A 20,436-nucleotide genomic window follows, 5' to 3' on the forward strand; every position below is an offset into this window, starting at 1 on the left:
CTTGGCCGGGGTCGTTGATGCATCGCCCGTGGCCCCCTCATCCGACCCTTCGGGCCCCCTTCTCCCCGCTGGGGAGAAGGGGGAAACAGGCGCCGCGGTACGTCCCTTCTCCCAGTGGGGAGAAGGTGCCCGAAGGGCGGATGAGGGGGCTACAGGCACCAGGCCAGCCATCAAAAGACGATCTCAGCCCTCTCGATGACAGCATCGAACAGCACGTCGCCGCCGCGTGGCAGCATCGTCCGTCTGCGGTCCTTATCCGACCCTTCGGGCCACCTGACCGATGAAGGCGCTAGTCCGAAACCTGGAGGTTCCTATCGACGAAATCCTGCAGATCCGCCGGGCGGAACAGGGTGCGAGAACCGAGTTTCACGAAGGGAAGCTGGCCGGCCCTCATCTGCCGGTAGATGCTAGCGCGGCTGATGCCGGTCGTCTCTGTAACTTGCCTGATGTTCAGCAGAATTTTCGGGGTGACTTCCACGGTTTCTCTCCAGATCCTGACGTATCCGTAGAGGGGATGGTTGTCGGGCCGAAGTCACGCGGATGCGGTGGGGCATCTCCTTCGGCGCAACAGACATTCGCGGCTCCCTGCCGCCATTTTCCCGAAGGCACCAAAAATGGATCGCGATGGCATGCGCTTGTCCGCGCTCCCGGTAAGGCTTGGCAAAGCAAAAGCCGGTAACGATCCGATGTGGCGCGATCCGGAGCGAGAGGGGTGGCAAGGGCTGCTGCCCGCCGGGACGCGACCATCCGGGGACCTACCATGAAGAAGCTCATCATTGCCGCCGCTTTCGCGGCATTCCTGCCTGTGATTGCCCAGGCGGAAACGCTGGAATTTCCGAGCGACGATCCGGTCGCGACCGTCACCATTCCCGACAACTGGGGGCCGAAGGAGACGGAGACCGGCATCGATGCCCAGTCCGATGATTCGGCGATCTATCTTTCGATCGACGTTGCCGATGCCAAGACGAGCGACAAGGTCATCGACGAGGCCTTCGCCTTCCTGCAGAAGAACGGCGTGACCATCGAGGAGAAGACCCAGAAGGAATCCGATGCCGAAATCAACGGCATGAAGATGAAAACCTTCGACTGGGATGGCACCGACAAGGAAGGCCCGGTCAATATCGGCGTCGCCGTGCTTTCGCCAAGCGAAGACAAGCTGCTGCTGATCACCTATTGGGGCACCAAGGGCAAACAGGACGCGCACGACGACGAGCTGATCGCCATCATCAGCTCGCTGAAGCCTGCCGGCTGATCTTGTCCGATGCGATGCGAGGCGCTGCCGGCAAGGCGGCGCCTTTTTTCATGCGGGAACAAGAGCGCACCGGCACAGTTCCCTTTCCATGGCAAAAACAGGCACGATACGGATCGGCATATCAGGATGGACCTACGCGCCCTGGCGCGGGGTCTTCTACCCGAAGGGATTGGCTGGGAAGCGTGAGCTTGCCTATGCTTCGCGGCAATTTCCCTCCATCGAGATCAACGGCACATTTTACGGGCTGCAGAAGCCGGATGTCTTCGCCAGCTGGCGGGACGAGACGCCGGATGGTTTCGTCTTTTCGGTCAAGGGCTCGCGCTACATCACGCATCTTAAACGCCTGCGCGACATCGAAACGCCGCTTGCCAATTTCCTTGCCTCCGGCGTGCTGCGCCTGGGCCCGAAACTCGGGCCGATCCTCTGGCAATTTCCGCCGGGCCTGAAGTTCGATGCCGATCTGTTCGAGCACTTTCTGGCGATATTGCCCAAAGACACAGATGCTGCGGCCGATATGGCGAAACAGCATGACGAAAGGCTCGACGGCCGCGCCTGGACGAAGAGCGAGACGACGCAGCCGGTGCGCCATGCGCTTGAAATCCGCCACGACAGTTTCCGTGCGCCCGAGTTCATCGAACTGCTGCGCAACCACAAGGTCGGGCTTGTTGTCGCCGATACGGTGGAATGGCCGCTGCTGATGGATGCGACGGCGGATTTCATCTATTGCCGCCTGCACGGATCGGAGCGGCTTTACGTCAGCGGCTACAGCGACGAGGCGCTTGATCGCTGGGCCGGGCGCATCGATGCCTGGACACATGGGATCGAGCCCGATGATGCCAACCGCATCAAGCCGCCGCTGAAACGCTCGGCAAGCGGGCGCGATGTCTATGTCTATTTCGACAATGACGTGAAAGTGCGCGCTCCAGCCGATGCGCGATCGCTCGCCGGGAAGCTCGGTGTCGCCCTGCCGCCTGACGAGAGTGTCGTCGTCAAGCCGGCACGCCGTGGGGACAGGACGGTGGTCGAGGAGCCGCGCCGGCACTGGCCGGCGCTGCGGTCGACGATCTAGAGCATTTCCGGTTTTCTTCGAATCACGAAAATTCTCTATCTCTTTGTTTTCACGCAATTCCAGACGCAAAACCGCTGCACACTTTTGCTGGAATTGCTCTAGACCAGCACGGCCTGATCGGTCCGGTCCTCGGTGCCGAAGAATTTCAGATAGCGTTCGACTTCCGCCGGTTCGCCGGTCGCCTTCTGCGGATTGTCCGAGAGCTTGACGGCCGGGCGGCCATTGGCGTCGCTCACCTTGCAGACGATGGATATCGGCAGGAAATCGGAACTGTCGTTCGGCGCACAGCCGGCGAAGTCATTCGTCAGGTTGGTGCCCCAGCCGAAGCTCATGCGGACACGGCCTTCGAAATGCTTATAGGTGTCGATGATCGCATCGACATCGAGGCCGTCGGAGAAGATCAGGAGTTTCTGGCGCGGGTCGCGGCCCATCTTCTTCCACCAGTCGATGATCTTTTCGCCGCCTTCGATCGGCGGAGCGCTATCCGGGCGGAAGCCGGTCCAGTCCGCCACCCATTCCGGCGCATCGCGCAGGAAGGCGGCCGTTCCGAAGGCGTCCGGCAGCACGATCAGCAGGTTGCCGCCATAGAGCTTGTTCCAGTCGCGCAGCACCTTGTAGGGCGCGTTTTTCAGCTGCTCGTTCGTCTCGGCAAGGGCGGCCGCCACCATCGGCAGCTCATGCGCATTGGTGCCGACGGCCTCGAGATCGGAATCCATAGCCAGCAATACATTGCTGGTGCCGGTAAAGGCAGGACCGATGCCTTCCTTCAGCGCTTCCACGCACCAGCGCTGCCAGAGGAAGCTGTGGCGGCGGCGGGTGCCGAAATCGGAAATGCGCAGGCCGGGCAGTTCACTCAGCTTTTCCACCTTGGCCCACATCTTGGCCTTGGCACGGGCATAGAGCACATCGAGCGTGAATGGCCCCATCGTCTTCATGGCGGCGCGCGAGCGCAGCTCGTTGATGATGGCAAGGGCGGGGATTTCCCACATGGTCGTTTCCTTCCACGACCCATGGAAATCCAGCACATACTGCCCGTCCTTCTTGGAGAGCTCATATTCCGGCAGCTGGAAATTGGAGAGCCAGGCGAGGAATTCCGGCTCGAAGATCTGCGCACGGCCATAGAAGCTGTTACCGGCGAGCCAGATCATCTCCTTCTTGGCGAGCCGCAGCGTGCGCGCGTGATCGAGATGCTCGCGCAATTCGCCCTCGTCGATCTGTTCGGCGAGGCGCACGCGCTTGGTGCGGTTGATCAGGGTGAAGGAGGCGCTGACATCAGGATAGAGCTTCCAGATCATCTGCAGCATCAGGAGCTTGTAGAAGTCCGTATCGATCAGACTACGGACGATCGGATCGAGTTTCCAGGTATGATTGTAGACGCGTCTTGCGATATCGGTCCTGGCCATGAAACTCCCGCCTGTCCGTCAATCCGGTCAAGTGCGGGCCGGCAACGGCCAGCGCACGAAACCGGCTCGTGCGCTTTCTTATCGAAAAATCGAGCTGCAAAGTCCAGAAAAAACAATAGGCAACGTCCCGCAGCAAGAACGGCTTCGGGACGTTGCTTAAATGTCTGACATCAACGCATTATTGTGCGGGTGCGGGTGCGGCAGGCTGGGCCGGGGCGGTGGCGCCATTCTGCGGCGCAGCTGCCGGGACCTGAGACTGCATCTGCTGGCCGGGCTGCTGAGGAGCGACATCGTCGGCTTCCTTCTGGCCCCAGATTTCGACAGGGATCCAGACGAGGAAAGCCAGTACCAGTGCGGCAATCAGCACGGCCAGAATGCGACGGCCTGTGCGGCCCTGCTTGGCCTTGACCGGTGAAATTTCTTCTTCGACATGAAGCTTCTGGTCGGACTTTTCCCAACGCGTTTCCGTTTGCGCCATGATCGTCTCCTTGCGCTGATCCGCAGGCCATGCCTGCAGAGCTTCCGAGAAGAAACGAGGAGTGGCGTCGGATGGTTCCCGAAGGGCTTTCCAGAGCATGTCGTTATCGCAAAACCGCTGCACAGTTTTGCGGAATTATGTCGCAAATGGAAAGCGCGAGGGTCGTGCACGTTCAGGCCCGAGAGCCCCAGCGGTTATTGTCTGCTTTGAAGGTGTCGTCGGCCCTCCGGGAGCCCCTGCGGGGCCAGGTCCATTGATGACGTGATCATGGGAGCCTCAAGTCCAGACCGAGCATACTGCTAAGGACGAAGGCGATGAGCCCCACGCCTAGTACCGCCAGCGCGAAGACTGCGGCCATCTTGCCGCCCGCGCGTAGTACCGCTCGCCTGTCTCCCTTCTCTCCTCGATCGTAATGCCACTTGATGGCGAAGAACATGGCCGTTCCTAAAGCGAAAACCTTGAACGTAACGAAGACTACAGGGACCCAATCCATATTAAGGACTCTCATGTGCATCAGCTACGCGCCTTATGATCTCATCTCAGGCAAACGCATACTTCCTATTATGCAACGCAGATATGTAATAGCAGGTGGCGGTTTCCTGGCCTGTATCGTTGGGTTTGGGAATGACCGCTCAGGGCAGGAAACGGACATTGGCAGCGCTTGCTCAATAGTTCCGCGCTTTTGCGCGACGCGCACTACAGCATCGGCCCGAAAATCGGAATCGATTTTCGGAAAGCCTGATGCGGTGAATCAAGGAGTTAGAGCATCCTTTGTGCGTCCGAACGGACGCACGGCGCTCTAGGGCAATTCCAGCAAAAAGTGCGAACCGGTTTTGCGTCCGGAATTGCAGAGAAAACAATAAGCTAGAGCATTGAAGGCGAAGCCGTTTTCGCCGGAGAGGCTCTAGTACCCCGCCTTGCGATCAACGACGTATTCCAGCGGCTCGCCGCGTTCGAAGCGGGCGATCTGGGTTTCGACATGACGGAAGAGCGCGTTCTCTTCCGAGATCGCAGCGTCATGCGGGGTGATGAAGACATTCTCCAGATGCCAGAGCGGATCATCTGCCGGCAGCGGCTCGACTTCGAAGACATCGAGCGAGGCGCCGCCGAGCACGCCGCCCTCAATCGCAGCAACGATATCGGCCTGCACCTGGCTCTTGCCGCGGCCGGCATTGATGAAGACCGGCTTGCCGAGCGCGCCACCCTGGCGCAGCCTGGCGAAGAAGGCCTTGTTATAGAGGCCCGTCGTTTCCGGCGTCAGCGGCAGCAGGCCGACGACGATATCGGTCTTTGACAGGAAGGTATCGAGTTGCGGGCCGTCGAAGGTTTCGATGCCAGCGACCTCTTTCTTCGAGCGCGACCAGCCGATGACGTTGAAACCCATGACGCGCAGCTTGGCGACCGCATCCTCGCCGAGAATGCCGAGGCCCATGACGCCGACGGTGATGTCTGCAGCTTCCGGCGGGACGAGCTTGCCCCAGACCCGATCGCGCTGGTGCCGGTCATGCTCGCGCTGCAGGCGCAGGTGCATGAGGCACTGCATGACCACCCATTCGCTCATGCGTGTCGTCAGGCTGCGATCGACGAAACGGACGATCGGGATATCGGGCAGATCAGCGATGGACAGGATGCTATCGACCCCGGCGCCGCCCGAAAAGAGCACTTTCAGGTTCGGCGCCCGCTGGAAGATATCCGCATCAGGCTTCCAGAGCAGCGCGTAATCGATGCTGGTCAGGTCGAGCGCCTTGCTGGCGGGATCGGCTGAATTGATGCTGCCGCGATCGGCAAAGGCGGTATTCAGAATGCGGGCGACGGTTTCGGGATCGAACTTGAGATCGACGAGAATGGGAGGTCTTGCTGACATGGTCTTCTTTACTGCTGAACCGCAGGCGTGGACACCGCCTCGATATTGAAGGCGGCGGCCATCAGCGCCTTGGTATAATCATCCTTCGGTGCACGGAAGATTTCCGCTGACGACCCCTGCTCGACGACCTTGCCGAAGCGCATAACGATGACGTCATTGGCAAGCGCCTTGACCACCTTCAGGTCGTGACTGATGAAGAGATAGGCGAGATCGTGCCTCTTCTGCAGATCACGCAGCAGGTCCACCACCTGCGCCTGCACGCTCATGTCGAGCGCCGATGTCGGCTCATCGAGCATGACGAAACGCGGCTTCAGCACCATGGCGCGGGCGATCGCGATGCGCTGGCGCTGGCCGCCGGAAAATTCATGCGGGAAACGCCAGCGGGTCAGCGGATCGAGGCCGACTTCCTCAAGCGCCCAGCAGACGCGCTGGTCGCGCTCCTCTGATGACAGCGAACGCTCGTGCACTTTCAGGCCCTCGGCAACGATATCGCCAACCGACATGCGCGGGCTGAGCGAGCCATAGGGATCCTGGAAAACGACCTGAAGCTGGTTGCGCAGGGGCCGCATTTCCGTGAATGAATAGCCTGCTATATCTCTGCCGACGAAGGAAATGCGCCCCTTCGACGAGATGAGGCGGGTGAGCGCGAGCCCGAGCGTGGTCTTGCCGGAGCCGGATTCGCCGACGACACCGAGCGTCTGGCCCGCCCTCAGCGTCAGGTCGATGCCATCGACCGCCTTCACGTGATCGACCACCTTGCGCATGAGCCCGGCCTTGATCGGGAACCAGACCTTGATATCGCTGCCTTGCATGACGACAGGCTTGGAGGGGTCGGTCACCGGCGGTTCGCCGCGCGGTTCGGAGGCGAGCAAATGGCGCGTGTAGTCATGCTTCGGATTGGTGAAGACCTCTTCCACCGGTCCGGTCTCGACGATCTTGCCCTTGGTCATGACGCAAACGCGGTCGGCGAATTTGCGCACGATGCCGAGATCGTGGGTGATGAACAGCATGGACATGCCATGCTCGCCCTTCAGCTTGCGCAGGAGTTCGAGGATTTGCGCCTGGACGGTGACGTCGAGCGCGGTTGTCGGCTCGTCGGCAATCAGCAATTCCGGCCGGTTTGCGAGCGCCATGGCGATCATCACACGCTGGCGCTGACCGCCCGAAAGTTCATGCGGATAGGCTTTCAGGCGCTTTTCCGGCTCGCGGATGCCGACCTGGTTCAAGAGTTCCAGCACGCGGGTCCGCGCCGCCTGCCCGGTCATGCCCTGATGCAGGTCCAGGATTTCGGCAATCTGCCTTTCGATCGTGTGGAGCGGATTGAGCGATGTCATCGGCTCCTGGAAGATCATGGTGACGTCGTTGCCGCGAACTTCGCGCATTTCGCGGTCGGAGGCCTTCAAGAGATCCTTGCCCTTGAAGAATATCTCGCCGCCCGGATGGCTTGCCGAGGGATAGGGCAGGAGACGCAGGATGGAGTTTGCCGACACCGACTTGCCGGAACCGGATTCGCCGACGAGTGCGACAACCTCGCCCTTATGGATATCGAAGGAGATGCGATCCACGGCGAGCGACGTTTCGCCACCCTGATGGAAGGCAACGGAGAGATCGCGGACGGAGAGCAGCGGTTCACTCATTGGAACGTCTTTCTCGGATCGAAGGCATCGCGCACCGCCTCGCCGACGAAGATCAGCAGCGAGAGCATGATCGACATGGTGAAGAAGGCCGTCAGCCCGAGCCATGGCGCCTGAAGATTGGCCTTGCCCTGGGCGATCAGTTCACCGAGCGAGGGAGAGCCCGGCGGCATGCCGAAGCCCAGGAAGTCGAGCGAGGTCAGCGTGGTGATCGAGCCTGAGAGTATGAAGGGCAGGAAGGTCAGGGTCGCGACCATCGCATTCGGCAGCATATGCCGCCACATGATGGTGCGGTTGTTGACGCCGAGCGCCCGGGCAGCCCGGACATATTCGAAATTGCGGGCGCGCAGGAACTCGGCACGCACGACGCCGACAAAGCCCACCCAGGAAAACAGCAGCATGATGCCGAGCAGGACGAAGAATCCGGGCGGCAGGATCGCGGCGATGATCAGCAGGATGTAAAGCACCGGCATCGAGGACCAGATCTCGATGAAACGCTGGAGAAGCAGGTCCGTCCAGCCGCCGAAATATCCCTGGATGGCACCGGCCGTCACGCCGATGACGGCCGAGCAGATGGTGAGCACCAGGCCGAAGAGAACGGAAATGCGGAAGCCATAGATGACGCGGGCAAACACATCGCGCGCCTGGTCGTCGGTGCCGAGCCAGTTGAGATTGCCGAGCCTGCAGCCGGGATCATCGACGCCCTGCGGATAGGCCGAGCAGCGCTCCTGCGACGACATCAGCCAGAACGGAGCGGTCGGGGCCGAATGCGGGATGTTGGAATTGACGGACTGATAGGAATAGCGGATCGGCGGCCAGATCATCCAGCCATTGGCATTGATCTCATCTGCTATGACCGAGGAACGGTAGTCCGTCTCGGCGAGGAAGCCGCCGAACTTCTCCTCGGGATAATCGATGACGACAGGGAAAAGGATCTCGCCCTTGTAGGAGGCGATGATCGGCCTGTCGTTGGCGATGAACTCGGCCATGAGGCTGAGCACGAAGAGCACGAGGAAGAGCCAGAGCGACCAGTAGCCGCGCCTGTTTGCCTTGAAGTTCTGCCAGCGGCGGATGTTGGTCGGCGACAGAAGGCCTTTGCGGGGCGGGCGGACGGGCGTGGCCGTCGTCGGATTTGCGGCGGCATCCATCAGACGTCCCTCCGCTCGAAATCGATGCGCGGATCGATCCAGGTGTAGATCAGGTCCGAGATCAGGCCGACGAAGAGGCCGAGCAGCGAGAAGATGTAGAGCGTTGCAAAGACGATCGGATAGTCGCGGTTGACGACGGAGAGGTAGCCGAGGCGGCCAAGGCCGTCGAGCGAGAAGATGTTCTCGATCAGGAGCGAACCGGTGAAGAAGGCGGAGATGAAGGCGGCTGGAAAGCTCGCGATGATGATCAGCATGGCATTGCGGAAAACGTGGCCGTAAAGCACCTGCCGCTCGTTCAGACCTTTGGCGCGCGCCGTGATGACATACTGCTTCTTGATCTCGTCGATGAAGGAATTCTTGGTCAGCAGCGTCGTCGTGGCAAATGACGCCAGCGACAGCGAGATCAGCGGCAGCGCGAGGTGCCAGAAATAATCGAGCGGCTTCTGCCACCAGGAAAGCTGGTCGAAATTATCCGAGACGAGGCCGCGCAGCGGGAACCAGTCATAGAAGGAGCCGCCGGCAAACAGCACGATCAGCAGGATGCCGAACAGGAAGCTCGGCACGGCATAACCGACGATGATGACGGCTGATGTCCAGACATCGAAGGAAGAGCCGTCCTTGACCGCCTTGCGGATACCGAGCGGAATGGAGATGGCGTAGGAAAAGATCAGGATCCAGATGCCAAGCGAGATCGAGACCGGAAGTTTCTCGATAATCAGATTGAGCACGGTCGTGTTGCGGAAGAAGCTCTCGCCGAAATCGAAGCGGATGTAGTTCCACATCATTTCGCCGAAGCGGGTCAGCGGGGGTTTGTCGAAGCCGAACTGTTTTTCCAGCTTGGCGATCAGCTCCGGATCAAGACCCTGCGCGCCGCGATATTTGGAACCGGCATCATCGAATTGCTGGCCGGCATCGCCACCGCCGCCGAGGCGCTGGTCGGCGCTGTCGGCTTGTCCCGTCAGCTGGGCAATGACCTGCTCCACCGGACCGCCGGGGGCGAACTGTATGACGATGAAGGAAATTGCCATGATGCCGATGATCGTCGGGATCATCAGAAGCAGGCGGCGAAAAATATATGCCCCCATCAGCGTGCGCCGATCCGATAGGCAGCCGCTATGCTGCGACGTTCAGTTTTCGCCAATTCCCGTCGTTCCTTTCGTCCGTCCCATGCAGCTATTGCCTGATTCGCACATAATTTGGACGCCCCAGGCATTCGATGGCAAGAATTTCCTTGTTGCCGGCCTATTTGCCGGCATTGGTGGCCCACCACACGCCAGGCATGCCGAGCCCATATTCAGGCAGTTCGGCCGGATGCGTGATGCTGTTCCAGTAGGCAAGGCGCGAGGTGCGTGAGCCATAGCTCGGAACGACGATATGCTTGGCAAGCAGCACGCGGTCGAGTGCCTTCGTCGCCGCCACCAGCTCGTCGCGGTCCTTGGCAAAGATCACCTTGGGAATGAGAGCATCGATGGCGGGATCGCTGATGCCGCTGTAATTCTGCGAGCCGACGCGCTTGGCGGCATCCGAGCCCCAATATTCGGCCTGCTCGTTGCCGGGATTGATGGATTCGGCCCAGCCATTGTACATGACGTCGAAGTCACGGGAGCGCCAACGGTTGGTAAACTGCGACGGCTCGATGCTGCGCACACTTGCATCGATGCCGATCTTCTTCAGGTTCTGCGAGAAGGCGAGCGCGATCGGCTCGATCGTCGGTCCGTTGAGCAGGATTTCAAAAGACAGCGGCTGGCCCGTCTTCACGTTGACCATACGGCTACCCTTCAGCTCGTAGCCCGCCTCCTTCAGCAGGCCGATTGCCGTGCGCAGGTTGTCGCGAAGCTTGGCCGGATCGCCGGCAACCGGATTGGTATAGGGCTTGGTGAAAACATCCGGTGGAACCAGATCCTTGACTTCATTCAGGATTTCGAGCTCACGGCCTTCAGGCAGGCCGGAAGAGGCAAGCTCGGTTCGGAAGAAGAAACTGTCGATCCGCTCATAGGAGCCGTAGAAGATCGTGCGGCGCAGCTCCTCGAAATCGAAAGCATAGTTCAGCGCCTCGCGCACCTTCTCGTCGGCGAACTTGTCACGGCGCAGATTGAAGATGAAGCCGACCATGACGCCAACCTTGCGCATCTCGTTTTCAACTTCCTCACGCTTGATGCGCCCGTCCTTGACGGCCGGAAAATCATAGGCGGTGGCCCAGCGCTTGGCGGCATTTTCCCACCAATAGTCGGTATTGTTCGACCTGAAAGCTTCGAACATGACGTCGCGATCGGCATAATAAGTGTATTCGATCGCGCCGAAATTGTTCTGGCCGACATTCACGTTGAGATTCTTGCCCCAATAGTCGTCGCGCAGTTCGTAGCGGATCTTCGATCCCGGAGTGACGGAGACCATCTTGTAGGGGCCGGAGCCCATGGGCATTTCCAGCGAGGTGCGGGAAATGTCGCGTGGTTTCCCATCCGCGCCGTTCGCCTGCCACCAGTGCTTGGGTACGATCACCAACTGCCCGACGGTCTGCGGCAGTTCCCGGTTGTTGGGTTCGTCGAAACTGAAGGTTACCTCACGATCGCCCGTTTTTTCTGCCGACTTCACGTGGCGATAATAGAACTCCATCTGCGGATCGTTCTTCTTCGCCTGCTCGAAGCTGAAAACGACATCGTCTGGCGTCACAGGCTGGCCGTCGGCCCATTTGGCCTCGGCGCGCAGGCGGAAGGTCGCCGAGGTCAGGTCATCGGGATATTTCAGGCTCTCTGCCAACAGGCCATAGGACGACGAAAGCTCGTCGAGGGCCGGGGTCAGCAGCGTATCGAACACCGTGCCCAGACCGGCGCCCACCTCTCCGCGCGCAAGCAATGGGTTCAGCGTATCGAAGTTGCCTTCGTCCGAAAGACGCAGCGTGCCGCCCTTCGGCGCCTGCGGATTGACATAGTCGAAATGGTCAAAACCCTGGGGATGCTTGAGATCGCCGACCGTCGAAGTCCCGATCCGCCATCCATCCGCATCCTGTGCAAAAGCCCCGATTGCGAGAGACAGAGACGCTGCCGCGGACAGAAGAAATTTCAGCGTCCAAGATGCCATTCACCAAACCCCTTGTTCTTTTTAGCTTCGTCGAGAATACGGGAAATGCTGGCAAAAAACAGAAAAGAGTTCCGTTTTTATGCCCCTCGCGAAATTTTGACCTGATCATTCCGGTTCAGGGCGTCACTTCCTCGAGACGCTTGCGGAGCATGCGGCGCAGCTCCCCGACGAGGCGCGGATCGCCCGAGCCATCGGGGTCATTGGCGGCCGCGACGACGATGCGCAGCAGCTCCAGGACGAGGGCGCCCAGGAGATCGACATCGCGCTCCACCGACGGTTCGGCATTCTTCAGAAGTGCGGTGATACTGGCGCGAAGCTCCGCACGCGATTTCGCCTTGCGCTCCTTGGGCACATCGCGCCGCGCAGCGAGAACCGGAAATTCCGGATGGTCCTCGATGAAGCGCCCGAGCCGCGTGAAGATCGCATCGCCGATTTCGGCAGCGCTCTTCCCCCGGGTCTTCTGCGCGAGTTCGGCAAGCCCGCTGTTCAGATGCTGCAGGCGGTCTATGTGCAGCGCCTCGGCAAGGAGAGGCTTGGTCGGGAAGAACTGATAGAGCGAGCCGATCGAGGAATTCGCCGCCGCGGCTATCTCCGTCATGGTTGCGGCATCATAGCCTTTTTCGAGAAAGACCCTGGCTGCCGCTTCGAGGAGAATGGCGACGCGCTCATGGCCGCGCTGGCGCTTCGGCACACGAGTCTGCGGTTCGGGGCTTGATTTTTGCGAGGCTATCCTCGTATTTGTCATTGTGAGGATATCCTCATATTTCCTTCCTCCGGAGATTTCCCATGTCCCTTTATGATCCCAACACCACCGCACTTATTTCCATCGACCTGCAGGGCTTTATCGTCGGCCGGCAGCTTGCGCCCCACTCCGCCCAGCAGGTGATCGAGAATACCGCCGCAATCGCCGACAAACTGAAATCCGAAGGCGGGACGGTGATCCTGGTTACCGTCGGATTCTCCCCGGACTATGCCGATGCTGTCAACCAGCCGGTGGACGAGCCAGCGGTTTTCCCCGAAGGTGGCCTTCCGGCCGCCGCACTTGCGGCACCCGCGGAAATCGCCGCGCTCGCGGTCGACGTCCATATCGTCAAGCATCAGTGGAGTGCCTTCTACGGCACGGCGATGGATCTCCAGCTTCGCCGCCGCGGCATCAGGACCGTGATCCTGACCGGCATCGCCACGAATTTCGGCGTCGAGGCGACGATCCGCGATGCATTTGCCCATAATTACGCAGTCATCGCCGTCGAGGACGCAATGAGCACCTTCTCCGCCGAAATGCATTCGCTTGCATGCGAGCGCATCATGCCGCGTCTGTCGCGCGTGCGCAAAACCGCCGAGGTTCTAGCCAATACATGATACTGCGGCGTCCCGCACCGCCTGCCAAAACATCGATTCACCAAAATTGCTTTTCACGATAGATTCGATCGCAAATCACCTTGGAGCGCCGTGCGTCCATTCGGACGCACAAAGGACGCTCTAATATTTTGGATCGACGCATCGGGCTTTCCGAAAATCGGTTTCGATTTTCGGGCCGATGCTGCGGTAATGCGGCAAGGGGACGGCATGGCTTTCAAGGCCCAGACTTTCAGGACACTCGGCAAATTGGCATTCGCCGGGGCAATGGGCGCAAGCCTTATCGCCGGCGATGTGGGCGCCCAGCAGAAGACGCCGAGCCCCGGCAGCGCCAAGGCGATTTTCGGCGCCGTGAAATTGCCGACGCAGGGGCCGGCGCAACCGATCGGTTTCTACGCCAAGGGCTGCATGACCGGTGCCGAGGCGCTGCCGGCTGACGGGCCGACCTGGCAGGCGATGCGCCTTTCGCGCAATCGCCGCTGGGGCAATCCCGCGATGATCTCCCTTCTGGAAAAATTCTCGCAGGATGCGCGTGCCAGGATCGGCTGGCCCGGTATCCTCGTCGGCGATATTGCCCAGCCGCGCGGCGGGCCGATGTTCAACGGTCATGCCTCGCACCAGATCGGCCTCGATGCCGATGTCTGGCTGACACCCATGCCCTCGCAGCGCTTGAGCTACGAAGAGCGGGAGGACCTGCCCTTCATCACCATGCTGCAGAAAGACAAGTTCCTGACCGTCGATCCGAAAGTGTGGAGCAAACAGCGGGCGGAGCTTTTGATGCTGGCGGCAAGCTATCCGCAAGTCCAGCGCATCTTCGTCAACCCGGCAATCAAGAAGAAGATGTGCGACACCTGGACCGGCGACCGCACCAATCTCGGCAAGCTGCGGCCTGAATACGGGCATGACTCGCATTTCCATATCCGCCTCAACTGCCCGCCGGGTGCCAAGGGCTGCACGTCGCAGGCGCCTGTCGCCGCCGGCGACGGCTGCGACAAGTCGCTTGCCTGGTGGTTCACCAAGGAGCCGTGGGCGGCGCCGAAACCGCCGAAGCCCGGTGCAAAGCCGCCGAAGCCGCCGCGTGAAGTCATGGTCTCGGACCTGCCGAAGGCTTGCTCTGCCGTTGTAGACGCACCGTCCGTCGCCTCCTCCGAGGCTGCGACCTATGACGGTCCTTCCGCAGCAAGTGCGCTGACGGCGGCGCCGACCGCTGCTCCGGCGGTCGACACCGGCAGCGCGCTGCCGTCCGTCGGCCCGGTTCCGAACGACAAGCCTTCCGTGCAATAGGCTGTGGGGCGGCTGTCTTTCAAATCACAAACGCCTGGTGTAAAGCCGTCAAATCGATTGAATTACGCGTGGAGGTTCCGTTCATGGCCGGCGGCAAGTGCCTAGCATTGATTGCGCATGACCAGAGGAAGGACGAGATGGCGGAGTTTGCCCGCCGCAACAGGGATCTCCTCGCCCAATGGAAAATCGTCGCCACCGGCACCACCGGCGGACGCGTGCTCGACGCCGTTCCCGACCTTCACGTGACGCGGCTGAAAAGCGGCCCGCTCGGCGGCGACCAGCAGATCGGCGCACTGATTTCCACCGGCGAAGTCAGCGCCCTGATCTTCTTCGTGGACCCGCTGACGCCGATGCCGCATGATGTCGATGTCAAGGCGCTGATGCGGCTTGCGATCGTCTACGACATACCGATGGCGCTGAACGAATCGACGGCTGAAAAGCTCCTCCCTACCCTTAACGCCTGATCTCTCGGGCCTACAGCACGGAACCGGCCATGACTGCACACTCAACTCCCTTGCCCTTTCCGATCCTGATCGGCGACATCGGTGGCACGAATGCCCGCTTCTCCATCCTGACGGATGCCTATGCGGAGCCGAAGCAGTTTCCCAATGTACGCACGGCCGACTATGAGACGATTGACGAGGCGATCCAGAAGGGTGTGCTCGACAAGACCTCCGTGCAGCCGCGCGCCGCGATCCTGGCTGTCGCCGGGCCGATCAAGGCGGATGAAATCCCGCTGACCAATTGCCCCTGGGTGGTGCGGCCGAAGAGGATGATCGAGGGGCTCGGCCTTGTCGACGTGCTTGTCGTCAATGATTTTGAAGCGCAGGCGCTGGCGGTCGCGGCCCTTTCGGATGAGAACCGCGAGCGCATCGGCAATGCATCCGGCGACATGGTGGCGTCCCGCGTCGTGCTCGGACCCGGCACGGGCCTCGGCGTCGGCGGCCTGGTTCACACCCAGTCGACCTGGATTCCGGTTCCCGGCGAAGGCGGCCATGTCGACCTCGGGCCGCGCAGCAAGCGCGACTATGAAATCTTCCCGCATGTCGAGACCATCGAGGGTCGCGTTGCAGCCGAGCAGATCCTCTGCGGCCGCGGCATCGTCAACCTCTACCGCGCCATCTGTGCAGCCGATGGCGTCGAGCCGACAATGAACGATCCGGCGGATATCACATCGCATGCACTCGCCGGCAGTGACAAGGTCGCGGTCGAAACCGTCTCGTTGTTTGCCACCTATCTCGGCCGCGTGGCGGGCGACATGGCGCTGGTGTTCATGGCCCGCGGCGGCGTCTATCTCTCGGGCGGCATCTCGCAGAAGATCCTGCCGGCACTGAAAAAGCCGGAATTCCGGGCCGCCTTCGAAGACAAGGCGCCGCATTCGGCCCTGCTGCGCACCATCCCGACCTATGTCGTGACGCATCCGCTCGCAGCACTATCAGGGCTTTCCTCCTATGCGCGCATGCCCGCAAATTTCGGTGTTTCGACGGATGGCCGGCGCTGGCGGGCTTGAGCCTGAAGCATAGTTTCAAGGCGTTAGAGCGTCCTTTGTGCGCCCCGATGGGACGCACGGCGCTCTAGCCAAAGCCCCCTCAACTCTTTATAGAGCCCGCGCATATGCGCGCCGCGCCTGCGGCATGCAGCCCTGAGACAGGAAGCCTATTTTTGGAAGCCGCCGATAGCAGAAAGCCACACGTCAACAGCGATACCGTGACGGGCATCCTGAAACGCATCATTGCGGAAAACGGCCGGGACCATCTATGGGGCTATGTCTTCGCAATCTCCTGCCTTGTCGTCATAGCGCTTTCGACGGCGTTCACGGCCTGGATCATGCGGGCGATCATTGACGAGGCCTTCGCCAACCGCCGCGCCGACGTCGTCTGGATCATCTGTCTTTCGATCTTCATCGCCTTCGTGCTGCGCGGTTTTGCGAGCTACGGGCAAGGCGTTGCCCTTTCAAGGATCGGCAACGATATCGTCGCGCGCTATCAGCGACGTATCTATTCGCATCTGATGACGCTCTCGGTCGGCTACTTCAACGAGTCTCGCTCCGCCCATATCGCCGCCCAGGTCAGCCAGAACGTTACCGGTATCCGCGACGTATTGAACCTCACCATCACGTCGACCGTGCGCGACCTCCTGACCTTCGTCTCGCTGATTGGCGTCATGGTCGTTCAGGACCCGCTGCTGAGCCTTGCCGTCTTCATTCTGGCGCCGCCGCTGCTCTATGCGCTGCGTTATGTTTCCAAGCGGCTGCGCTCGGCCACCCGCGAAGCGGTCGATCTCAACAGCCACGTTCTCGGCGCCATGCAGGAGACGATCCAGGGCATTTCCATCGTGAAAGCCTTCACGATGGAAGAGGCACTGGAAAACAAGGTCAACAAGCTGATCGGCGCCGCCGAAGGCCGGGCAAACCGTATCGCGCGGCTTTCCGAGCGCACCTCGCCGCTGACCGAAAGCTTTGCCGGCTTTGCCGTCGCCAGCGTGCTCGCCTATGCCGCCTATCGCTCGATCTACCAGGGTGTGCCGCCGGGCGCCTTCTTCTCCTTCGTCACGGCGCTGCTGCTCGCTTACGATCCGGCCCGGCGCCTCGCCCGCCTGCAGGTGCAGATGGAGCGCGCCATCGTCAACGCCCGAATGATCTACGAGCTGCTCGACATGGAACCGCGCCAGCGCGACCTGCCGGATGCCAAGCCGCTTGTTGTCACCGAAGCTAAGATCGAATTCCGCAACGTTTCCTTCGCCTATGGCAATGAACGCGTGCTTGACGGCGTGACGCTGACGGCCGAGGGTGGCAAGACGACGGCGCTCGTCGGTCCTTCGGGCGCCGGTAAATCGACCGTCATCAGCCTCATTCCACGCTTTTATGATCCGAAGGAAGGCGAGATCCTGATCGACGGACAGGATATCGCCCATATCACCAAGCGGTCACTGCGCCAGCAGCTCGCCTATGTCTCGCAGCAGCCCTACCTCTTCGAAGGCACGATCCGCGACAATATCCGTTACGGCCGTCCGGAAGCGAGTGACGAGGATATCGAGAAGGCAGCGCGGCTTGCCTATGCGCATGACTTCATCGTCGCGCAGCCGCAGGGCTATGATACGCCCGTCGGCGAAAACGGCGTGACCCTTTCCGGCGGCCAGCGCCAGCGGCTGTCGATCGCCCGCGCTCTGGTGCGCAACGCGCCGATCCTGCTTCTCGACGAGGCGACCTCGGCGCTCGATACTGAATCGGAAGCCGCCGTGCAGAAGGCGCTCGACGAGGCCATGACCGGCCGCACGGTCGTCGTCATCGCCCACCGTCTCTCGACCGTGGTGCGCGCCGACAAGATCATCGTGATGCAGCAGGGCCGCGTCGTCGAAGAAGGCAATCACGAGACGCTTGCGAAGGTCAGTGACGGACTTTACGCTCGCCTCAACAATCTGCAGAGGCCTTCGGCTTCTGATTCATACTGATCGGGATGACGGACTGACATGAGCGACGCTGCGATGAAACTGGTTGTGGTCGGAGCGGCGGGGCGCATGGGCCAGACGCTCATTCGTCTCATCCATTCCATCGACGGCGTGACGCTGCATGCAGCGGTCGCGCGGCCGGGATCGCCCTTCGTCGGCAAGGATGCCGGTGAAATCGCCGGTCTCGGCGCCAATGGTGTGATCATCGGCGACGATCCCCTGGCAGCGTTCCTGCATGCCGAGGGTGTGCTGGACTTCACGTCGCCCGCCACGTCAGTGGAATTTGCCGGACTGGCGGCGCAGGCTCGTATCGTTCATGTCGTCGGCACGACCGGCTGCTCCGATGAGCACAATGCAAAGATTGCGGCCGCCTCGCGCCATGCCCGCATCGTCCAATCGGGCAATATGAGTCTCGGGGTCAATCTGCTGAGCGTTTTCGTGCAGCAGGCGGCTCAGGCGCTCGATCCCGCCGACTGGGATATCGAAATTCTCGAGATGCATCACAAGCGCAAGGTCGACGCGCCCTCCGGAACCGCATTGCTGCTCGGCGAGGCAGCGGCAAAGGGCCGCAATATCGATCTTGCCGCGAAGTCCGTGCGCGTGCGCGACGGCCATACGGGGGCGCGGGAAGCCGGCACGATCGGCTTTGCGACGCTGCGCGGCGGCTCCGTCATCGGCGAGCATTCGGTGCTCTTTGCCGGCGAAGGCGAAACCGTTACGCTTTCGCATAGCGCAACCGACCGTTCAATTTTCGCGCGCGGCGCCATCAAGGCAGCCCTTTGGGGGCGCGACAAGAAACCGGGGCTCTATTCCATGCTCGACGTTCTCGGGCTTTCTTCCCATTGACCATTTCTCGGAGGCATTTTTCATGAGCGGTACCCTCGTCCTCGTTCGCCACGGCCAGAGCGACTGGAATCTCAAGAATCTCTTCACCGGCTGGAAGGACCCTGATCTGACTGAGCTCGGCATCCAGGAAGCCACGACCGGCGGCCAGGCGCTTGCCGACTACGGCATCAAGTTCGATATCGCCTTCACGTCCGTCCTGGTGCGCGCCCAGCACACGCTGAAGCTTGTCCTCGACAAGGTCGGTCAGCCTGATCTCGAGACGATCAGCGACCAGGCGCTCAACGAACGCGACTACGGCGATCTTTCCGGCCTCAACAAGGATGATGCCCGTGCCAAGTGGGGCGAAGAGCAGGTGCATGTCTGGCGCCGCTCCTATGACGTTCCGCCTCCTGGCGGCGAAAGCCTGCGCGACACCGGCGCCCGCGTCTGGCCTTACTATCTGACGGAAATCCTTCCGCGCGTCCTGCGCGGCGAAAAGGTGCTGGTTGCCGCGCACGGCAATTCGCTGCGTTCGCTCGTCATGGTTCTCGACCGCCTTACCCGCGAGCAGGTTCTTTCGCTGAATCTGGCGACGGGTGTGCCCATAGTCTACAAGCTGAAGGCAGACTCGACCGTCGCCTCCAAGGAAGTGCTTGGCGACATGTCCGGCGCGCACTGATCGCGACCAGGCATCGATAGGTTCAGGGCCGGGCTCGCGCCCGGCCTTTTTCGTTTTCAGTTCTCAATGGTGAACTGCACCCGGTCGGCGGCAAAGCGGCTGATCGAATATTGCACCGGCACGCCTTCCAGATCGGTGTTCATCGCCTTGGTGATCAGCAGCACGGCGCCCGGCGTCAGCTCCAGGTCGGCGATGTCGCCGGAATCGGCGTGGGTGGCGGTGATCTCGGTCGTGGCGCGCACATAGTCCGACAGTCCGAGGGCGGCAAAAGCCTTGGTGATCGATTCCGTCTTGCGATAGATCTCGCCGATGCCGGCAAAACGGGCGGCCGGGAACCAACTCGTGCCGCGGGCGACAGGCCGTTTATCCGCATCACGCACCGTTTCCAGCCGGATGACAGGCGTACCCTGTTCGATGCGCAACCAGCGGGCGACCTCGGCGTCGGCGACCTCCTCTGCATGGCCGAGCAGGAGCGCATGCGTTTCGCGCGCCTGGTCCCTGAGGCCATCTGTAAAGCGTGTCCGGCGGCTGATCGGGAAGTTCAGGCGCTCCTTGCGCTCGATCAGCGTGCCACGACCCTGCACAGCCCGCACGATGCCTTCTTGGGCAAGCGCGGCCAACGCGCTGCGCACGGTATGCCTGTTGACGCCGAACTGCGTCGCGAGAGCGGTTTCCGGCGGCACCATGCCAGTCGCATCGTATGCGCCGCTGCCGATCGCCTCGCGGATCCTGTCGGCGATCTGCCGCCAGAGCGCTACGCCCGTCTGCCGCTGCACCTGCTTTATGCCTGCCATTACACCCCTTCCCTGATCATTTCGTGGCCCGAACCTCTTCAAGCCCGGCCAATTTTGGACGTGTCGTGTCACACGCTTGTCACCTCGCCGATTTAGGGATAGGTATAACTTGTATGGTTGTCTAT

19 protein-coding genes and 1 pseudogene are annotated in these 20,436 nt (G+C 61.2%); 10 read left to right on the top strand and 10 right to left on the bottom strand.

What is annotated here, in order from left to right:
• Nucleotide 1 precedes the first annotated feature (1 nt).
• A pseudogene (locus AC1DUP_RS09295) lies at nt 2-178 on the top strand (endonuclease domain-containing protein); the annotation flags it as partial.
• Nucleotides 179-289: 111 nt separating this feature from the next.
• Here AC1DUP_RS09295 and AC1DUP_RS09300 read toward each other — a convergent pair.
• Nucleotides 290-478 carry a helix-turn-helix domain-containing protein gene (locus AC1DUP_RS09300; protein WP_162747147.1) on the bottom strand — a complete coding sequence of 63 codons (189 nt, stop codon included), beginning with the start codon at nt 476-478 and terminating at the stop codon, nt 290-292.
• 282 nt (nt 479-760) lie between these two features.
• Here AC1DUP_RS09300 and AC1DUP_RS09305 point away from each other — a divergent pair, with 282 nt between their 5' ends.
• Nucleotides 761-1,252, top strand: a complete 492-nt coding sequence (locus AC1DUP_RS09305) for a histidine kinase (RefSeq protein ID WP_113298159.1) — start codon at nt 761-763, stop codon at nt 1,250-1,252.
• Nucleotides 1,253-1,340: 88 nt separating this feature from the next.
• Nucleotides 1,341-2,321, top strand: coding sequence for a DUF72 domain-containing protein (locus AC1DUP_RS09310; RefSeq protein ID WP_477832496.1), 981 nt, complete (start codon nt 1,341-1,343; stop codon nt 2,319-2,321).
• Nucleotides 2,322-2,419: 98 nt separating this feature from the next.
• On the opposite strand, the gene pncB is transcribed toward AC1DUP_RS09310, so the two are convergent.
• From pncB to AC1DUP_RS09350, 8 genes are all read right to left on the bottom strand, one after another.
• On the bottom strand, nt 2,420-3,724 hold the full coding sequence (pncB, locus tag AC1DUP_RS09315) for a nicotinate phosphoribosyltransferase (RefSeq protein WP_113298157.1): 1,305 nt from the start codon (nt 3,722-3,724) through the stop codon (nt 2,420-2,422).
• Nucleotides 3,725-3,902: 178 nt separating this feature from the next.
• Nucleotides 3,903-4,202: a hypothetical protein gene (locus AC1DUP_RS09320; RefSeq protein WP_477832497.1), complete on the bottom strand. Its 300-nt coding sequence runs from the start codon at nt 4,200-4,202 to the stop codon at nt 3,903-3,905.
• A 904-nt stretch (nt 4,203-5,106) separates the two neighbouring features.
• Nucleotides 5,107-6,066 (bottom strand): 2-hydroxyacid dehydrogenase, encoded by a 960-nt coding sequence (locus tag AC1DUP_RS09325; protein WP_477832498.1) that lies wholly within the window; start codon nt 6,064-6,066, stop codon nt 5,107-5,109.
• Nucleotides 6,067-6,074: 8 nt separating this feature from the next.
• The gene (locus AC1DUP_RS09330) at nt 6,075-7,703 is read right to left on the bottom strand and encodes an ABC transporter ATP-binding protein (RefSeq protein ID WP_477832499.1); all 1,629 of its coding nucleotides are present in this window, start codon (nt 7,701-7,703) and stop codon (nt 6,075-6,077) included.
• Nucleotides 7,700-8,848, bottom strand: coding sequence for an ABC transporter permease (locus AC1DUP_RS09335; protein WP_113298152.1), 1,149 nt, complete (start codon nt 8,846-8,848; stop codon nt 7,700-7,702). The genes AC1DUP_RS09330 and AC1DUP_RS09335 overlap by 4 nt, the downstream gene beginning before the upstream one ends.
• Complete coding sequence (locus AC1DUP_RS09340) at nt 8,848-9,933, bottom strand: microcin C ABC transporter permease YejB (protein WP_113307206.1); 1,086 nt, start codon at nt 9,931-9,933, stop codon at nt 8,848-8,850. The genes AC1DUP_RS09335 and AC1DUP_RS09340 overlap by 1 nt, the downstream gene beginning before the upstream one ends.
• A gap of 157 nt (nt 9,934-10,090) precedes the next feature.
• Nucleotides 10,091-11,926 (bottom strand): extracellular solute-binding protein, encoded by a 1,836-nt coding sequence (locus AC1DUP_RS09345; RefSeq protein WP_477832500.1) that lies wholly within the window; start codon nt 11,924-11,926, stop codon nt 10,091-10,093.
• Nucleotides 11,927-12,041: 115 nt separating this feature from the next.
• Complete coding sequence (locus tag AC1DUP_RS09350; RefSeq protein WP_113298149.1) at nt 12,042-12,671, bottom strand: TetR/AcrR family transcriptional regulator; 630 nt, start codon at nt 12,669-12,671, stop codon at nt 12,042-12,044.
• Nucleotides 12,672-12,712: 41 nt separating this feature from the next.
• On the opposite strand from AC1DUP_RS09350, the gene AC1DUP_RS09355 reads away from it, so the two are divergent.
• The 7 genes from AC1DUP_RS09355 (at nt 12,713) to AC1DUP_RS09385 (ending at nt 19,517) form a co-directional block, all read left to right on the top strand.
• On the top strand, nt 12,713-13,285 hold the full coding sequence (locus AC1DUP_RS09355; protein WP_477832501.1) for a hydrolase: 573 nt from the start codon (nt 12,713-12,715) through the stop codon (nt 13,283-13,285).
• A 207-nt stretch (nt 13,286-13,492) separates the two neighbouring features.
• Complete coding sequence (mepA, locus tag AC1DUP_RS09360; protein ID WP_113307290.1) at nt 13,493-14,566, top strand: penicillin-insensitive murein endopeptidase; 1,074 nt, start codon at nt 13,493-13,495, stop codon at nt 14,564-14,566.
• Nucleotides 14,567-14,649: 83 nt separating this feature from the next.
• Entirely contained in the window at nt 14,650-15,030 is a 381-nt protein-coding gene (locus AC1DUP_RS09365; protein WP_113298147.1) for a methylglyoxal synthase, read from the top strand.
• Nucleotides 15,031-15,059: 29 nt separating this feature from the next.
• Nucleotides 15,060-16,076 (top strand): glucokinase, encoded by a 1,017-nt coding sequence (locus AC1DUP_RS09370; protein ID WP_113307203.1) that lies wholly within the window; start codon nt 15,060-15,062, stop codon nt 16,074-16,076.
• 152 nt (nt 16,077-16,228) lie between these two features.
• On the top strand, nt 16,229-18,016 hold the full coding sequence (locus AC1DUP_RS09375; RefSeq protein ID WP_477832502.1) for an ABC transporter ATP-binding protein: 1,788 nt from the start codon (nt 16,229-16,231) through the stop codon (nt 18,014-18,016).
• Nucleotides 18,017-18,034: 18 nt separating this feature from the next.
• On the top strand, nt 18,035-18,859 hold the full coding sequence (gene dapB / locus AC1DUP_RS09380) for a 4-hydroxy-tetrahydrodipicolinate reductase (RefSeq protein WP_477832503.1): 825 nt from the start codon (nt 18,035-18,037) through the stop codon (nt 18,857-18,859).
• Between the two features lie 22 nt (nt 18,860-18,881).
• Nucleotides 18,882-19,517, top strand: a complete 636-nt coding sequence (locus AC1DUP_RS09385; RefSeq protein ID WP_477832504.1) for a 2,3-bisphosphoglycerate-dependent phosphoglycerate mutase — start codon at nt 18,882-18,884, stop codon at nt 19,515-19,517.
• 56 nt (nt 19,518-19,573) lie between these two features.
• On the opposite strand, the gene phnF is transcribed toward AC1DUP_RS09385, so the two are convergent.
• Entirely contained in the window at nt 19,574-20,311 is a 738-nt protein-coding gene (phnF, locus tag AC1DUP_RS09390) for a phosphonate metabolism transcriptional regulator PhnF (RefSeq protein ID WP_113298142.1), read from the bottom strand.
• Nucleotides 20,312-20,436 lie beyond the last annotated feature (125 nt).

It is taken from the genome of Rhizobium sp. 01L419 (assembly GCF_056400025.1).

Coding starts and splice junctions, on each gene's coding strand:
- AC1DUP_RS09305 (WP_113298159.1), top strand. CDS start 761: ATGAAGAAGCTCATCATTGCCGCCGCTTTCGCGGCATTCCTGCCTGTG.
- AC1DUP_RS09310 (WP_477832496.1), top strand. CDS start 1,341: ATGGCAAAAACAGGCACGATACGGATCGGCATATCAGGATGGACCTAC.
- pncB (WP_113298157.1), bottom strand. CDS start 3,724: ATGGCCAGGACCGATATCGCAAGACGCGTCTACAATCATACCTGGAAA.
- AC1DUP_RS09320 (WP_477832497.1), bottom strand. CDS start 4,202: ATGGCGCAAACGGAAACGCGTTGGGAAAAGTCCGACCAGAAGCTTCAT.
- AC1DUP_RS09325 (WP_477832498.1), bottom strand. CDS start 6,066: ATGTCAGCAAGACCTCCCATTCTCGTCGATCTCAAGTTCGATCCCGAA.
- AC1DUP_RS09330 (WP_477832499.1), bottom strand. CDS start 7,703: ATGAGTGAACCGCTGCTCTCCGTCCGCGATCTCTCCGTTGCCTTCCAT.
- AC1DUP_RS09335 (WP_113298152.1), bottom strand. CDS start 8,848: ATGGATGCCGCCGCAAATCCGACGACGGCCACGCCCGTCCGCCCGCCC.
- AC1DUP_RS09340 (WP_113307206.1), bottom strand. CDS start 9,933: ATGGGGGCATATATTTTTCGCCGCCTGCTTCTGATGATCCCGACGATC.
- AC1DUP_RS09345 (WP_477832500.1), bottom strand. CDS start 11,926: ATGGCATCTTGGACGCTGAAATTTCTTCTGTCCGCGGCAGCGTCTCTG.
- AC1DUP_RS09350 (WP_113298149.1), bottom strand. CDS start 12,671: ATGACAAATACGAGGATAGCCTCGCAAAAATCAAGCCCCGAACCGCAG.
- AC1DUP_RS09355 (WP_477832501.1), top strand. CDS start 12,713: ATGTCCCTTTATGATCCCAACACCACCGCACTTATTTCCATCGACCTG.
- mepA (WP_113307290.1), top strand. CDS start 13,493: ATGGCTTTCAAGGCCCAGACTTTCAGGACACTCGGCAAATTGGCATTC.
- AC1DUP_RS09365 (WP_113298147.1), top strand. CDS start 14,650: ATGGCCGGCGGCAAGTGCCTAGCATTGATTGCGCATGACCAGAGGAAG.
- AC1DUP_RS09370 (WP_113307203.1), top strand. CDS start 15,060: ATGACTGCACACTCAACTCCCTTGCCCTTTCCGATCCTGATCGGCGAC.
- dapB (WP_477832503.1), top strand. CDS start 18,035: ATGAGCGACGCTGCGATGAAACTGGTTGTGGTCGGAGCGGCGGGGCGC.
- AC1DUP_RS09385 (WP_477832504.1), top strand. CDS start 18,882: ATGAGCGGTACCCTCGTCCTCGTTCGCCACGGCCAGAGCGACTGGAAT.
- phnF (WP_113298142.1), bottom strand. CDS start 20,311: ATGGCAGGCATAAAGCAGGTGCAGCGGCAGACGGGCGTAGCGCTCTGG.